Origin of the sequence: Streptomyces sp. NPDC007095 (assembly GCF_040634475.1) — a bacterium.
Classification (GTDB): Bacteria; Actinomycetota; Actinomycetes; order Streptomycetales; family Streptomycetaceae; genus Streptomyces.
Genome location: NZ_JBEYFS010000153.1, coordinates 14,772 through 30,276, shown reverse-complemented (window position 1 = coordinate 30,276; position 15,505 = coordinate 14,772). Strand labels below are relative to the sequence as shown.

12 protein-coding genes are annotated in these 15,505 nt (G+C 70.3%); 10 read left to right on the top strand and 2 right to left on the bottom strand.

The features are described from left to right. Positions 1 to 90: 90 nt before the first annotated feature. Together ABZ656_RS38910 and ABZ656_RS38905 are read right to left on the bottom strand one after the other, a co-directional pair. Positions 91 to 1,287: a MaoC family dehydratase N-terminal domain-containing protein gene (locus ABZ656_RS38910; protein ID WP_360274670.1), complete on the bottom strand. Its 1,197-nt coding sequence runs from the start codon at positions 1,285 to 1,287 to the stop codon at positions 91 to 93. 70 nt (positions 1,288 to 1,357) lie between these two features. Next, on the bottom strand, positions 1,358 to 2,341 hold the full coding sequence (locus tag ABZ656_RS38905; protein ID WP_101407341.1) for an MDR family oxidoreductase: 984 nt from the start codon (positions 2,339 to 2,341) through the stop codon (positions 1,358 to 1,360). 193 nt (positions 2,342 to 2,534) lie between these two features. On the opposite strand from ABZ656_RS38905, the gene ABZ656_RS38900 reads away from it, so the two are divergent. The 10 genes from ABZ656_RS38900 to ABZ656_RS38855 all read left to right on the top strand — a co-directional run bounded on the left by ABZ656_RS38900 (position 2,535) and on the right by ABZ656_RS38855 (position 15,505). Then, the gene (locus ABZ656_RS38900) at positions 2,535 to 3,683 is read left to right on the top strand and encodes an acyl-CoA dehydrogenase family protein (RefSeq protein ID WP_101408416.1); all 1,149 of its coding nucleotides are present in this window, start codon (positions 2,535 to 2,537) and stop codon (positions 3,681 to 3,683) included. After that, positions 3,680 to 4,642 (top strand): acyl-CoA dehydrogenase family protein, encoded by a 963-nt coding sequence (locus ABZ656_RS38895; protein ID WP_360274665.1) that lies wholly within the window; start codon positions 3,680 to 3,682, stop codon positions 4,640 to 4,642. Before ABZ656_RS38900 ends, ABZ656_RS38895 begins: the two co-directional genes overlap by 4 nt. A gap of 46 nt (positions 4,643 to 4,688) precedes the next feature. Continuing rightward, positions 4,689 to 5,900 carry an acyl-CoA dehydrogenase family protein gene (locus tag ABZ656_RS38890; protein ID WP_360274662.1) on the top strand — a complete coding sequence of 404 codons (1,212 nt, stop codon included), beginning with the start codon at positions 4,689 to 4,691 and terminating at the stop codon, positions 5,898 to 5,900. After that, on the top strand, positions 5,900 to 7,009 hold the full coding sequence (locus ABZ656_RS38885) for an acyl-CoA dehydrogenase family protein (protein ID WP_360274659.1): 1,110 nt from the start codon (positions 5,900 to 5,902) through the stop codon (positions 7,007 to 7,009). The genes ABZ656_RS38890 and ABZ656_RS38885 overlap by 1 nt, the downstream gene beginning before the upstream one ends. Positions 7,010 to 7,118: 109 nt before the next feature. Further along, positions 7,119 to 8,729 (top strand): SMP-30/gluconolactonase/LRE family protein, encoded by a 1,611-nt coding sequence (locus ABZ656_RS38880; RefSeq protein WP_101407337.1) that lies wholly within the window; start codon positions 7,119 to 7,121, stop codon positions 8,727 to 8,729. Continuing rightward, the gene (locus tag ABZ656_RS38875) at positions 8,726 to 9,571 is read left to right on the top strand and encodes an SDR family oxidoreductase (protein ID WP_360274656.1); all 846 of its coding nucleotides are present in this window, start codon (positions 8,726 to 8,728) and stop codon (positions 9,569 to 9,571) included. The genes ABZ656_RS38880 and ABZ656_RS38875 overlap by 4 nt, the downstream gene beginning before the upstream one ends. A gap of 18 nt (positions 9,572 to 9,589) precedes the next feature. Then, a complete protein-coding gene (locus ABZ656_RS38870) occupies positions 9,590 to 10,945 on the top strand; it encodes an aromatic ring-hydroxylating dioxygenase subunit alpha (protein ID WP_101407335.1) in 1,356 nt (451 codons plus the stop codon). 63 nt (positions 10,946 to 11,008) lie between these two features. Beyond that, positions 11,009 to 12,835 (top strand): NAD(P)/FAD-dependent oxidoreductase, encoded by a 1,827-nt coding sequence (locus ABZ656_RS38865; RefSeq protein WP_101407334.1) that lies wholly within the window; start codon positions 11,009 to 11,011, stop codon positions 12,833 to 12,835. 43 nt (positions 12,836 to 12,878) lie between these two features. Continuing rightward, a complete protein-coding gene (locus tag ABZ656_RS38860) occupies positions 12,879 to 13,805 on the top strand; it encodes an SDR family NAD(P)-dependent oxidoreductase (RefSeq protein WP_101407333.1) in 927 nt (308 codons plus the stop codon). Further along, positions 13,802 to 15,505, top strand: a complete 1,704-nt coding sequence (locus ABZ656_RS38855; RefSeq protein ID WP_101407332.1) for a thiamine pyrophosphate-binding protein — start codon at positions 13,802 to 13,804, stop codon at positions 15,503 to 15,505. The genes ABZ656_RS38860 and ABZ656_RS38855 overlap by 4 nt, the downstream gene beginning before the upstream one ends.

Sequence of the window (15,505 nt, the reverse complement as noted above, 5' to 3'; positions counted from 1 at the left end):
CCCTCGTACTGGACGTACTTGGGTCTGTGCCTGGTGCGGTGAGAGTGCGTGCATGGCGTCGCGGGGCAGACGGGAATTTGACGACAGGGCCTAGTACGGCAGCTCGACCTCGGCCGTGCAGTCCACCAGCAGGCCGCCGTTCTGGTCGCTGAGCCGCAGCTTCACCTGGACGAGCGGCACGCCCCACGTCGACTCCGTCTCCTTGCCGACGACCTCGGCGTCGAAACAGGTCACGTCACCCTCGAAGGCGGGGCCGCGGAAGTTCGCCTTGGAATGGCGCACCATGCCGTCGTGGCCGGCCCAGTAGGAGAGGTAGTCGGTGCACCAGGCGCCCAGCGTGGCGCCGTAGCCGTAGGCGCGCGCCATGCCGATCTCGCTCGCCCTGTCGCTGTCGATGTGTCCGCGCGAGGGTCCGACATAGAGCCCGTCGCGCTTGCGCGGGTCGATCTTGGCGCCTTCCTCGTCGAAGCCGAAGCCGTCCACCCAGCCGGGATCCTGGTTGATCCAGGGGTCCTTGACGCCGGGCGGCGCCACCCAGTGGAACGTGCCCCAGATGTTGAAGAGGAAGGCGCGGTACTCGGTGGTGAAGCTGGCGATGCTGTGCGGACCGATGACACGCCGTGGCAGCTTGTCGCCTACGCGCACCTCCTCGAAGTGCGGTGACACGCCCAGCCGGTTCGACAGGAGCCACTCGTGGCGCAGCTTCTCGATCTCGTTCAGCTCGGTGTCGCTCCAGCGCTTCACCACCAGACTCTGGTCCTGGTACATGCCGCGCTTCTCCGCTTCGAGGGCGAGATAGCGGATCGCGGTGGAGCGCTCGCGCGCCACGAGCGTGCCGTGCTGGTTGGTGTGGGTGGTGTCGCCGCGCGAGAACATCGTGGGTCCGGCGAACTTCGTCTCGGCCACCTTGTAGTCGTGGAAGCGCCGCTCCTGGAAGAGCTTGTCCCCGGCCCGTACGGGGCAGCCGTAGAACCACCATTCCTCGCCGCCGAAGATCAGGTGGCTGCCGGGGATATATCCCACGCAGGCGGGCTGGGCGCCGTGCCCGTAGTCCAGGCCGACCGCGATGGACTGCGGTGCGACGAGGCCGCCGAACCGGGAGTCGCGGGCGAACTCCTCGTCCCAGTGGAGCGGATTGGGGTAGTCCATCGCCATCACCCAGCGGCGGATGTCGGAGGTGCTGCACGGGTCCCACAACTGCCCGCCGCCGACCGGTTTGCCCACGCGGTGGTCGACGTCGGAGAGGTCGAGTTCGGTGATCTCTGCTTCGGTGGACTTCTTGCTCACGCCTGCTCCCGATGCTCCCGGTTGAACGGCTCCACGGCTGAACGGCTGAACGTTGTATCGGCTGAACGGTCTATCGATTGACGTCGACGACGACGCGGCCGCGCACCTCGCCCTCCATGAGCCGGCCCGCCGCGGCGATCGCGTCGCTCAGGCCGATCTCCTGGGCGATCGCGTCCAGCGCGTCCGCGTCCAGGTCGCGCGAGAGCCGGTCCCAGGCGGTCGTCCGTGCCGTGCGCGGTGCCCGCACGCTGTCGATCCCGAGCAGGGACACCCCGCGCAGAATGAACGGGGCGACCGACGCAGGGAAGTCCATGCCCTGGGCCAGGCCGCAGGCGGCGACCGTGCCGCCGTAGCGCGTCTGGGCACAGGCGTTGGCCAGCGTGTGGCTGCCGACGGAGTCGACGACACCCGCCCAGCGCTCCTTCTGCAGCGGCCGGCCGGCCTCCGAGAACTCGGCGCGGTCCAACACGGTCACGGCGCCGAGCTGTCGGAGATACTCGGCCTCCGACGCCTTGCCGGTCGCGGCGGCCACCTCGAAGCCGGCCTTCGTCAGGAGCGCGATCGCGACGCCGCCGACACCGCCCGTCGCCCCCGTCACCAGGATCTCGCCCTGCTCCGGGCGGACCCCGTGCTCCAGCAGGGCGCCGACACACAGGCTCGCCGTGTAGCCCGCCGTGCCGATGGCCATCGCCTGCCGGGCGGTGAAGGCGGTGGGCAGGGGCACGAGCCAGTCGCCGGCGAGGCGGGCGCGCTGCGCGAGGCCGCCCCAGTGGTTCTCGCCGACGCCCCAGCCGTTGAGTACGACGCGGTCGCCCTTGTGCCAGTCCGCGTGCGCGCTGTCGGTGACGACGCCCGCGAGATCGATGCCGGGCACCATCGGGAAGCTGCGGACCACGGGTGAGGTGCCCGTGATGGCGAGAGCGTCCTTGTAGTTCAGCGTCGAATACTCCACCTCGATGCCGACGTCGCCGTCGGGCAGATCCGCCTCGTCCAGCCGCGTGAGCGAGACCGTCCGCCCCGTCTCGCCCTTCTCGATCAGGAGTGCCGAAAACATCGCAGAACTCGTCCTTACCTCGGCCGCCTCAGACGCTGATGCATATCGCAATCTCGCGATTGAGAATGACATTCTCCATATGTGCGGATGATGCTTTCACGGTGATGTGTCGGCGTCAACCGGCTGGGAGGCCCTCGCCTTGTTTGTTCTCAAGGCTAGCAATCATTGCAAGGATTGAAATACCGTGGGCGCCATGGACTTCAGGATGGGGGAGAGCGCCACCACGCTGCGGGCACAGCTGCGCGGCATGGTGCGCGAGCACGTCCCGGCCGACTTCCTGGGCGCGTTCACCGAGGACCCGGCCGATCTGGAGGTCGCCCAGCGCTTCTGCCGGCTGCTGGCCGACCGGGGACTGCTGTGCCTGGCCTGGCCCGAGGAGTTCGGCGGCCGGGGCGCCTCGGTGTGGGAGCAGACCGTCGTCCGCGAGGAGATGTGGGCGCATCACGAACCCCGGGGAGCGCAGTACATGGGCGTCAACTGGGTGGGGCCCGCGATCATGCGGCACGGTACCCCCGAACAGCAGCGCCGGCACCTGCCCCCGATCGCCCGCGGTGAGGTGATCTGGTGCCAGGGCTTCAGCGAGCCGGACGCCGGATCGGACCTGGCGTCCCTGCGTACCGCGGCCCGCCCGGACGGGGGCGGCTGGCAGGTCTCCGGCCAGAAGATCTGGACCTCCTACGCCACCATGGCCCAGTGGTGCTTCCTGCTCACCCGCACCTCGCGGGGGGCCAAGAAACAGCACGGGCTGACCATCTTCCTCGTGCCGATGGAACGGGCGGGCATCGAGGTCCGGCCCATCCGCTCCATGATCGGCCCGCACCACCTCAACGAGGTCTTCCTCGACGAGGTCCGGGTCGGCCCGGCCGACGTCCTGGGCACGGTGGACGACGGCTGGAAGGTCGTACGGGAGGTACTCGCGTTCGAGCGGGTGGGCATCGCCCGGTACGCGCGCTGCGAGCGCCTCCTGCAGTCCGCACCGTCCGCCCTCGCAGAGCAATGGGACACCCTGCCCGGGGAGTTGCGGGGCCGATGGGCGGGGATGCTGGTGCACTGCCGGCGGGCCCGGCTGCTGGCCTACCGCGTGCTGTCGCTCCAACTCGAAGGAAGGGTCAGCCCGGCCGACACCGCCGCCTACCGGATCGCGGTCACCCAACTCGACCAGGACAGCGCCGAGGTGCTCATGGAGATCGCCGGGCACGGCCGGCTCACCGATGCGGACGGTCGCCGATTCCGGCGCGCGGTCCAGGACCACTGGCGGTACGCGCAGGCGTCCACCGTGGCGTCGGGAAGCATCGAGATGCAGCGCATCCTGCTGGCCCGGGCCCTGCTGGCGGCCGCGTGAACATCGACCTGAGCAGGGAGGCGACGGAGTACGGCCGCCAGGTGTTGCGGGCCCTGGAGGCGGCCGGCGGCGACCGGCTCGTACAGCAGGCCGAGGAGGAGCCGGACCGTCGCGAGAAACTCGTGGCGCCGGTCCTGGCCGATCTCGGTGCCTGGGAGCTGGACGTACGGGGCAGCGCCGACGAGTTGGAGGCGGCGGCCGCGGTCTGCCGGGCCGCCGGCCATTGGGTCCTGGCCTACCCGGTGGCCGAGCGCCTCTCCCGGCCCGCCGACCTCGACGCCGACGCGCTGCTCGTCGTCGGCGACAGCGCCCCGGCCGGTGCGGTGGCCGACCTCGACCTGCGCTGGGTGGCCGTGACACTGGACGGCGAGCGCAGCCACGCCCGCGCCCTGCCGCGGAGCTCACCGCCCCGCCACTCGGCCTTCGTCGCCGACCTCGACCTGACGCGGATCGACGGCGACGGGGCGGCGGACGCCGTGCTCGGACTGGTCCTGCCGTGCTGGACCCTGCTCGGGATGCTCGACCGGGCGATCGACCTCACCCGCGCACACGTGGTCGTCCGCACCCAGTTCGGCCAGCCCCTCTCGGCCTTCCAGGCGGTCCAGTTCCAGCTCACCGACGCCGAAGTCGAGCGCGGCGGCGTCGAGATGCTGGCCAAGTACGCGCTGTGGAGCCTGCGGGACAGCCCCGCGGACGCGCTCGCCGACGCGCTCGCACTCCGACTGGCGGCGCTGGAGGCGGCCCAGACCGTGTTCCGCGTCGCACACCAGTTGCAGGGCGCCACCGGGTTCTGCGACGAGGCGTTCCTGTCCTGGCTGTCGCGCTACAGCCAGCCGGTACGCCGACTGCCGCTCGGCCTGTCCGCCACCCGCGACCGGCTGGCCCGGCTGGTGGACCGGCGGGGCCTGACCGGGCCGTTCAACGACGCCGACGACCCACACGGACGGCCGACATGGTGACGTACGACCAGCGGCTGCTCGCGGCACTCCGGAAGGAGCGGTGACCATGACACACCGGTCGACCTGGCCGGACGACCTCGGTGAGTTCCGTGTCGCCGTGCGGGACTGGTGCCGGGAGCACGTGCCCGCGCAGTGGCGGCGGAGCCAGACCGGCGTGCCGGAGGCGGAGTTCGTCGAGTTCCAGAAGGAGTGGTTCCAGCGGCTCCGGGGGGCCGGCCTGGCCGTCCCGCACTGGCCGCGGGAGTGGGGCGGCGGGATGCCGGTCGCCCACCAGATCGTGCTCTACCAGGAGTTGGCCGCGCGGGACGCGCCCAGACTGGTCCTGGCCTTCGTCGCGATCCACCACGCCGCCTCCACGCTGCTCGTCGCGGGCACCGACGCGCAGCGCCGCCGCCACCTCCCGGCGATCCTGGACGGTGAGGTCTGGGTCCAGGGCTTCTCCGAGCCCGAGGCCGGGTCCGATCTCGCCGCCCTGCGCACGACCGCCCGCAAGCGGGGCGAGGACTACCTCGTCAACGGCCAGAAGCTGTGGGCGAGCGGCGCGCTGCACGCCGACTGGTGCCTGCTGCTCGCGCGGACCGACCCGCACGCCCCGAAGCGGCACGGCATCTCGTACTTCCTGCTGGACATGCGCAGCCCGGGCATCGACGTACGGCCGATCCGTCAGGCCACCGGTGGCGCCCACTTCTGCGAGATCTTCCTCGACGACGTCGTCGTTCCCGCGGCCGACCTGGTCGGGCCCGCGAACGAAGGCTGGCGCGTCGCACAGCGGACGCTGGGCGCCGAGCGCGGCATGACGATGCTGGAACTGGCCGAGCGCTTGGGCAACGCCGGGTTCAGGTGGCTGGTGGAGGCGTGCGCAAGGACCGGTCCGCACGGGCGGCGGCCGCTCGACGACCCATGGGTGGCCGACCGGCTGGCGGTCCTGGAGACCGAGATCACCGGCCTGCGGGCGCTGTGCCGGGACCTGGTGGAGCGGCACGCCGTCGGCACCGTGGGCCCGGCCGACGCCTCGATCGTCAAGCTCTACTACAGCGAACTGCTCCAGCGCACCATGGACTTCGGCGTCGAGATCGCGGGACCGGCCGGGCACACGGTGCCGGCGAAGCCGGCCTCCAGTGGCTGGGAGTCCGGCGCCTGGCTGCTCGACTTCATCGGCTCCTGGGAGTGGACCATCCCGGGCGGGACGAGCGAGATCCAGCGCACCATCATCGGCGAGCGCGGTCTCGGACTGCCCCGAGAGCCGGTGGGGAACTGATGGCCGCCGCGCCGGAGACCGAGGTGCGCGCCGAACTGCGTGCGGTCGCCCACGAGTCGCTCGCCAAGGGGCAGGCGTCCGAAGGGGTGCCCCGGCGGCGGCTGGCCGAGGCCGGGTGGCTGGGCCTGGAGGTCCCCGAGGAACTGGACGGCGCGGGGGTGACCTTCGCGGAGACGGCGGTGGTGCTGGAGGAACTCGGCCGGGCGGCCGCCCGCACCGGGTACTTCGGAGCGGCCGTGCTGGCCGCCGGGACACTGACCGCGCTCGAAACCACCGCCGAACGGGACGCGTTGCTGCGCCGGACGGCGAACGGGACGGAGGCCCTGACCGCCGCCCTGGTGGACGCCACCGACGACAGTCTGGTCGCCGGCACCCTCGGCGGCAGGGATGGTGCCGTGCCCTTCCGGATCGAGGACTCCCCGGCGGGGCCACGGCTGAGCGGTCACGCGGGCTTCGTGCCCGACGCTGCCGAGGCCGACCGACTGCTGCTCCTGGCGCTCGACCCGGCCGGCGCACCGGTCGTCGTCCTTCTCGCCCCGGGGGCGGAGGGGCTGACGGTGACCGGGCAGCCGGTCCTGGACGCCACCCGCAGGTTCGCTCTGGTGCGTGCCGAGGCGGTGGCCCCGGACGAGGGATGCGTGCTGCGCTTCGCAAGCGAACCGCGGCGCGCCGTGGGCCGGTTGCTCGACCGGGCCGCCGTCGCGACGGCCTGCGACAGCCTCGGTCTCGCCGAGGCCATGCTGGAGGCGACCGTCGCGCACACCCGCGGCCGTGAGCAGTTCGGACGGCCGGTCGGATCCTTCCAGGCCGTGAAGCACGCCTGCGCGGACATGCTGGTACGGCTCTCGGTCTCCCGGCACCTGGTGTCCGAGGCCGTGCGCCTGATCGCCGAGGACCACGTCGAGGCGGGAGTCGCGGCCTCGATGGCGAAGTCGTACGTCTGCGCCGCCGCGGTCGACGTCGTCGGCAAGGCGATGCAACTGCACGGCGGCATGGGTTACACGTGGGAGAGCGGAATCCATGTCCACCTCAAGCGCGCCACGCTCAACCGTTCGCTGTTCGGCTCACCGGCCGCCCACCGCCGACGACTGGCCGGGCGGTACCGATGACTTTCCATTGCCTGCGCCCCTAACAAACGCTAGATTGAAATGAGAGTGAGATTCTCTATATGGAGAAGCTCATTCACCTCTACGACGAGGTCTCCGGGAGTCCGCCACCATGTTGCTGCCAGGGGCGCGCTACACCAGCGCCACATCGACGACCCTCGCCGAGGGCTGGAGTCTGGAACGACTCACCCCACCCAGCCGCCTGTTCGGCGCCAATGGTCTGCGCACCGGTCCGGACGGCCGCGTCTACGTGGCGCAGGTGACCGGCAGTCAGATCAGCGCGATCGACGTCGGGACGGGGCGCCTGGAGACCATCAGCGCCAAGGGCGGCGACATCATCGCGCCGGACGACGTGGCCTTCGGCCCGCGGGGCGACCTCTACGCCACCGAGGTCATGGACGGCCGGGTGAGCGTGCGCGGCGCCGACGGCCGTACGCGGGTCCTGCGCGACGACCTCCCCGGCGCGAACGGCATCACGGTGCACCAGGGCCGCCTGTTCATCGGCGAATGCCGCATCGGCGGGCGCCTGTTGGAACTCGATCCGAACGGCGGCGCACCCCGGGTGATGCTCGAGAACGTGGCGATGCCCAACGCCATGGAGGTCGGCCCCGACGGCCTCCTCTACTACCCGGTGATGGGCACCAACGACATCTGGCGGATCCATCCGGACGGCGGCGAGCCCGAACGGGTCGTGGGGGACCTGGGTGTCCCCGACTCCGTGAAGTTCGACCCCGAGGGCTACATCGTCTCCACCCAGGTGGCGACCGGCGAGGTGCTGCGCATCGATCCCCGCAGCGGCGCGCGCACGGTGCTGGCCTCCCTGAACCCCGGTCTCGACAACTGCACCTTCGTGGGCGACCGGCTGTTCGTCTCGAACTTCACCGGCGAGATCACGGAGATCCTGGGCGGCGGTGAGACCCGGACGACGCTGCCCGGTGGCCTCAACTGGCCGCTGGACCTGACCGTGGGAGACGACGGCACCCTCTACGTCGCCGACGGGACCTTCTTCTACGCCCTGCGCGCCGGCGGTGAGCTGCAGACGCTGGGGATGCTCTTCACTCCCGGCTATCCGGGCTTCGTCCGCGGCGTGACCGCCGTCGGCGGGGGCGAGTTCGTCGTCACCACCTCGGGCGGCCAGGTCGCGCGCTACTCGCCCGGGAACAGGGAGAGCGAGGTACTGGCCCAGGACCTCGACCAGCTCTACGGCGTGGTGGTCGCTCCGAACGGGGCCGTGGTGACCGCCGAGTCCGGCACCGGCCGTGTGCTGTCCATCCGGTCCGGCCAGGTCGAGGAACTCGCCTCCGGCCTGAACCAGCCGCTCGGTGTGGCGTTCGGCCCCGACGGCAGCTGCCTGGTCTCCGAATCGGGCGCCGGACGGATCGTCGCGGTCACCGGTGCGGGCGTGGACACGGTGGTGGACGGCCTGGAGAAGCCCCAGGGGATCCTGGTGCGCGCCGGACGGCTCTACATCGTCGACACCGGCGCCAAGGCGGTGATCGGCGTCGATCTCGAGAGCAAGGCCCGGCACACCGTCGCCCGTGACCTGCCGCTGGGCGCCCCGCCCGGCGTGACCCCCAAGCCGCTGCGGGGACTGCCGCCGTTCTCCGGGCCGCAAGGCCCCTTCGCAGGCATCGCCGCCGGGCCGGACGGCACGCTCTACGTCTCCGCCGACGCCGACGGCAGCGTGCTGGCCCTGCGCGAGACAGGAGGGACCGCGCTATGACGCAGGACTTCCTGGGCCTCGACGGACGCGTCGTCATCGTCAGCGGTGCGGCGGGCGGGGGCATCGGCACCTCGGTGACGCGCATGGTCGCCCGCGCCGGGGCGACCGTCGTCGCGGTGAGCCGCTCTCCGGAGAACCTCGAGAAGCATGTCGCGCCGCTGGCGGCGGAGGGCCTCCCGGTAGTGCCGGTCGCGGCCGACGCCTCCACCGACGACGGCATCGCGCTCGTGATGAAGGCGGTCGGCCGGACCGCCGGTGACCTGCACGGCCTCGTCAACGTCGCCGGCGGCGCCGCGCCCTCGACCTGGATGCCCTCGACCCGGGTGACCCGGGCGGACTGGCGCGCGCTGTTCACCCAGAATCTGGAAACGATGTTCTTCATGAGCCAGGCGGTCGCCGCCGAGCTCACGTCACAGGACCGGCCGGGGTCGATCGTCTCGATCTCCTCCATCAGCGGCATGAACTCGGCGCCCCTGCACATCGGTTACGGCACGGCCAAGGCGGCGCTGGTGGCGGCGACCCGCACGATGGCCGTCGAACTGGCCGGGGACGGCATCCGGGTGAACGCCATCGCGCCCGGCGTGACCGAGACCCCGGCCTCGGGGACGTACGTCGACGAGGATGCCGAGCGGGACCGCCGTGCCATCGCGATGGGACGACGCGGCCGCCCCGAGGAACAGGCGGGGGCCATTCTCTTCCTGCTGTCCGACCTGTCGACGTACATCACCGGCCAGACCCTGCTGGTCGACGGCGGCCTCAACCTCAAATGGACCCACCTGGCCGCCGACAACACCTCTCTCTTCCTCAAGGACGAGTCGTTCCGAGCCGCCATAACGCGCTGACGCGGGCTGGAGAATGTCATGAGCGAAACCGCCGGGAACGAAACCCTGTCGCAGCCGCTGACCATCGGTGTGGAGGCGTACGTCTCGCAGGAGTACGCCCGGGCCGAGCGGGACAAGCTGTGGACCAAGGTGTGGCAACAGGTCGGGCGTGTCGAGGAACTCCCCGATGTCGGTGACTACCTCACCTACGAGATCCTCGACGACTCGATCATCGTCGTGCGCACGGCGCCGGACACGCTCCGCGCCTACCACAATGTCTGCTCGCACCGGGGGCGCCGCCTCCTCGACACCCCGCCGGGCAAGAGGGACGCCCGCGGCCGCGGCAGGCAGTTCGTCTGCGGGTTCCACGGGTGGCGGTACAACCTGGACGGCCAGTGCACCCATGTGCCCGAACGGGAGGACTGGCCGTGCGGGCTGTCCGCGGGGAACACCGGCCTGACCGGGGTCGAGGTCGACACCTGGGGTGGCTGGATCTGGATCAACATGGACCCGGAGTGCGAACCGCTGCGCGACTACCTGGAGCCCGCGGCCACCCTGCTCGACCCCTTCCAGCTGGAGAACATGCGCTACCGGTGGCGTCGCTGGCTCGTCTTCGACTGCAACTGGAAGACCGCCCTCGAGGCGTTCATGGAGACCTACCATGTGCCGTACACCCACCCGGAGTTCATGAAGTTCGGCAGTTTCCTCGGCTGGTCCAGGGCCCAGGGCAAGCACAGCAACATCGGTTATGACGCGCCCAAGGGCCTGGACGAGAACCAGGCGAAGCTGCGGATCGGCGGCGGCACCGACCCCCGCGAGTCCACGGCCGAGCTGCAGAACTTCACCTGGGCGAACGCGAACACCAACACCACCCAGACCCTGGTCGACGCGGCGAACCGGCTGGTCGAGGAAGTGCCGGAGGACGCCACGGCCGCCGATGTGCTCAGGCACTGGCTGGACACGGCCCGGCGCACGGACGCCGAGCGCGGTGTGAGCTGGCCGACCGTGGAACCCGCGCACGTCGCGAAGAGCGGCACCGCCTGGCAGATCTTCCCGAACTTCCAGATCGGGCACGCTCTGAACAACATGCTGTGCTACAGCGCCCGGCCCCATGGCTACGACCCCGACAAGTGCGTCTTCGAGGTCGCCGTGTACGAGCTGTACCCGCCCGGCGAGGAGCCGCTGACCGAGTGGGTGTACACGCCGGAGGACGACCCGGACTGGCGCACGGTCCTGCCGCAGGACTTCACCAACATGGCCGCCGTCCAGAAGGGCATGAAGGCCCGCGGCTTCTCGGGCCCGAAGCCCAACCCGTACCGCGAGCGCAGCATCGTGAACCTGCACCACAACCTGGCCACCTACATGGGTACCGGCGAGCCCCGCGACCTCGCCTGAATCCCGCCTCCGTACGCCCTGAGGACGAACGACCCGAGTGACCGCCCGAGCCGAGGACTTCGCATGCCGAAATGCGCACCGACACAGACGCCTCAGACAGACCACGCGGCCCTCAGGGCGAAGTACCTGCTGGAGCGCGACAAGCGCCTGCGCGGCGAGGGGCAGAAGCAGTACCTGGAGGCCGAGGGCGAGTTCGAGGAGTACTACGAGGCCGATCCGTACACGCCCGTCGTACCCCGGCCCCCGATCTCGCAGGACATCGACGTGGCGGTCCTCGGCGGCGGCCTCTCGGGCCTGATCGCCGCGGCGCGGATCAAGCAGGCCGGCGTCGCCGGCTTCCGGATCATCGAACTCGGCGGTGACTTCGGCGGCGCCTGGTACTGGAACCGCTACCCGGGCATCCAGTGCGACACGGACTGCTACTGCTATCTGCCGATGCTCGAAGAGGTCGGCTACATCCCGAAGCAGAAGTACTCCTTCGGGGACGAGGTCTTCGAGCACTGTCAGCGCATCGGGGAGCACTTCGGGCTCTACGACCACGCGGTCTTCAGCACCCTGATCCGCTCCATGGAGTGGGACGAGGCGATCGGACGCTGGCGGATCGGCACCAACCGGGGCGACGACATCCGCGCCCGTTTCGTCGTCATGTGCCAGGGCCCGTTCAACCGGCCGAAGCTCCCCGGAATCCCCGGCATCACGGACTTCCGCGGGCACACCTTCCACACGGCGCGCTGGGACTACACGTACACCGGCGGCGACATGAGCGGAGGGCTGGACAAGCTCGCCGACAAGCGGGTCGCCGTCATCGGCACGGGAGCCAGCGGCATCCAGGTGGTCCCGCACCTCGCCCGCTCCGCCCGGCACCTCTACGTCTTCCAGCGCACGCCCTCGTACATTGACGAGCGCGGCAACGTACCGACCGACCCGGAATGGGTGAAGACGCTGGAGCCGGGCTGGCAGAAGGAGCGGCAACGCAACTTCCACACCGCGGCGTTCGAGGCGTTCGCGCCGGGCCAGCCGGACCTGGTCTGCGACGGCTGGACCGAGGTCAGCCGCAACCTCGCCGCCCATCTGGACGCCACCGACGGCTGGGCCGCGCTGGTGGATCCGGAGAAGTTCATGGAGCTCAGGGAGATCCAGGACTACCGGGCGATGCAGCGCCTGCGCGACCGCGTCGACGCCGTCGTCGAGGACGAGAGGACGGCTCAGGCGCTGAAGCCCTACTACCGCTTCCTGTGCAAGCGGCCGTGCTTCAACGACGAGTACCTGCCCACCTTCAACCGCCCGAACGTCACCCTCGTCGACGTGTCGGACACCAAGGGCGTCGAACGCATCACCGAGAAGGGCATCGTCGCCCACGGTGTCGAACACGAGGTGGACTGCATCATCTTCGCCAGCGGCTTCGAGATCACCACCGACCTCGACCGCCGTCTCGGCATCCGGCCGTTCGCCGGGCGCGCCGGGCTGTCGCTCTACGACCACTGGGCCAAGGGCTACCGCACCCTGCACGGCGTCATGAGCCACGGCTTCCCCAACCAGTTCTTCACCGGCTTCCTCCAGGGCGGGGTGACCGCGAGCACGACGGCGATGTTCGAACAGCAGGCCCAGCACATCGCCTACATCATCAAAGAGACCCTGGCACGCGGCGCCTCGACCGTGGAGCCCACCGAGGAAGCGCAGGACCAGTGGTGCGCGACCGTCCGGGAGACCGCGGTCGACAACACCAACTTCCAACGGGAATGCACGCCCGGCTACTACAACAACGAGGGCGAGCAGCAGATCCGCTCACACCTGGGCGAACCCTACTGGCCCGGCTTCTACGCCCTGGAGGACCTGCTCCAGGCATGGCGCGACACGGGCGAGATGCGCGGCCTCGTCCTGAACGACTGACGAGCCCCGTCCCGCACCGCGCGCCCCGCGAGAGGAACACCTCATGCCCGAAATCAGATTCGACGACCGCGTAGCCGTGATCACCGGCGCCGGCCGGGGGCTGGGGCGCGCCTACGCCCTGCTGCTCGGCTCGAAGGGAGCGAAGGTCGTCGTCAACGACCCCGGCGGGAGCCTGACCGGGGCCGGCGGTGACACCGGTCCCGCGGACGAGGTGGTCCGGGAGATCACGGCAGCCGGCGGTGAGGCCGTCGCGTGCGCCGAGTCCGTGGCCACGGCCGAGGGCGGCCGGGCGATCGTCGAGTCCGCGCTCGACCACTACGGCCGGATCGACGTCCTCGTCCACAACGCGGGCATCGTCCGTGCGGCGCCGCTGACCGAGATGACGTACGAGGACTTCGACGCCGTCCTGGACGTCCATCTGCGGGGCGCCTTCCACGTCGTACGGCCCGCGTTCCCGCTGATGCGCGAGGCGGGTTACGGCCGCGTCGTGCTGACCTCGTCGATCGGCGGGCTGTACGGCAACCACCGCGTCGCCAACTACGGCATGGCCAAGGCCGGGATGATCGGGCTGTCCAACGTGGTCGCCCTGGAGGGCGCCGCCGCGGGCGTGAAGTGCAACATCATCGTCCCCGGCGCCGTGACGAGGATGGCCGAGGGCATCGATACCTCTGCCTGTCCGCCGATGGGACCCGAGCTGACGGCTCCGGTCGTGGGCTGGCTGGCCCACGAGTCCTGCTCGGTCACCGGGGAAATGCTGGTGTCGATCGCCGGCCGGGTGGCGCGGGCCTTCGTGGGCGAGACCCCGGGCGTGTACCGGCCCGCATGGTCGATCGAGCAGGTCGGCGAGGAGCTCGCCGCCATCCGCGACACGAAAGACCCCTGGATCCTGCCCGTCGTCCCCTCGGCCCACGTCGACCACATCCGCAACAGCTTCGCGATGGCCAGGCACAGTGAAGGGGTAACACGGTGACGAAAGTCTTTGCACGCATTCTCGAACTCTTCGAGGCCGAGGGCATCAACACCATCTTCGGCATACCCGACCCGAACTTCGTCCACATGTTCCACCTTGCGGAGGAACGCGGGTGGAACGTGGTCGCCCCGCACCACGAGGAGTCCGCCGGTTTCATGGCGGAGGCTGTCTCGCGCATGACCGGAAAGGCCGCGGTGTGCATCGGCACGCTGGGCCCGGGGGTCGCCAACCTGGCCGGCGCCATGATGTGCGCCAAGGTCGAGAACTCACCGGTCGTCTTCCTGGGTGGCCAGCGCGCACGGATCACGGAACAACGGGTGCGCCGCGGACGCATCCAGTTCGTCAAGCAGGCGGCCCTGTTCGAGCCCTCGGTCAAGTACTCCGCCAGCATCGAGTACGCCGACCAGACCGACGAGGTGATCCGTGAGGGCCTGCGCAAGGCACTGTCGGGGACGCCGGGCCCGGTCTACATCGAATACCCCTCCCATGTGATCCGGGAAGACCTCGACGTACCCCCGGCTTTGCCGCCCGAGGCCTATCGCCTGGTCGGTCAGACGGCCGGTCCGGACAAGGTCGCCGAGGCCGTCGCGTTCATCCGCGCGGCCAAGCAGCCGATTCTCCTCGTGGGGCACGGGGTGCACACCTCCCGTGCGGGGGAGTCGGTCAGGGCGCTGGCCGACGCCATGGCCTGCCCCGTCATCCAGACGTCGGGCGGCACTTCGTACATCGCGGGACTCGAGGACCGTACGTTCCCCTACGGCTTCTCGGCGGCGGCGATCGACGCCGTGGTGAAGTCCGACCTGTGTCTGGCCATCGGCACCGAACTCGGTGAGCCGGTCCACTACGGACGCGGGCGGCACTGGGTCGCGAACGAGGCGAACCGCAGGTGGATCCTCGTCGAGCAGGATCCCCAGGCCATAGGCGTGAACCGCTCGGTCGACGTCCCACTGGTGGGCGACCTGCGGGCGGTCGTCCCGCAGCTCGTCGACGCGATCGAGGACACACCGCGCACTGCGACTCCGCAGCTCGCGGGCTGGATCAAACAGGACGCGGCCCAACTGGCGGAGCTCGCGGAGACGGCTCCCTCCGGCATGTCACCCGTGCATCCCGCACGGCTGATCGTCGAGGCGACCAAGGTCTTCCCGAAGGACGGCATCATGGTCCGCGACGGCGGCGCCACGACCATCTTCGGCTGGACGTACTCGCAGGCCAAGCCCCATGACGTGATGTGGAACCAGAACTTCGGCCACCTGGGCACGGGACTTCCCTACGCGATCGGGGCCTCGGTGGCGGAGGGCGGCAAGCGGCCCCTGATGCTGATCACCGGGGACTCGTCGTTCCAGTTCCACATCGCCGAACTGGAAACGGCCGCGCGGCTGAACCTGCCGCTCGTCTGCGTCGTCGGCGTCGACTACGCCTGGGGCCTCGAAGTGGGCGTCTACAAACGCACCTTCGGCCAGGGGTCGCTGGAGACGGGCGTGCACTGGAGCAAGAGCACGCGCCTGGACAAGGTCGCCGAAGGCTTCGGCTGCCACGGCGAGTACGTCGAACGCGACGAGGACATCGCCCCCGCCATCAAGCGCGCCTACGCCAGTGGCAGGCCGGGAGTCGTGCACGTCGCGGTCGACCCCAAGGCGAATTCGGAAGAGATGCCGAGTTACGACGAGTTCCGGACCTGGTACGCGGAAGGGACGCAGTGA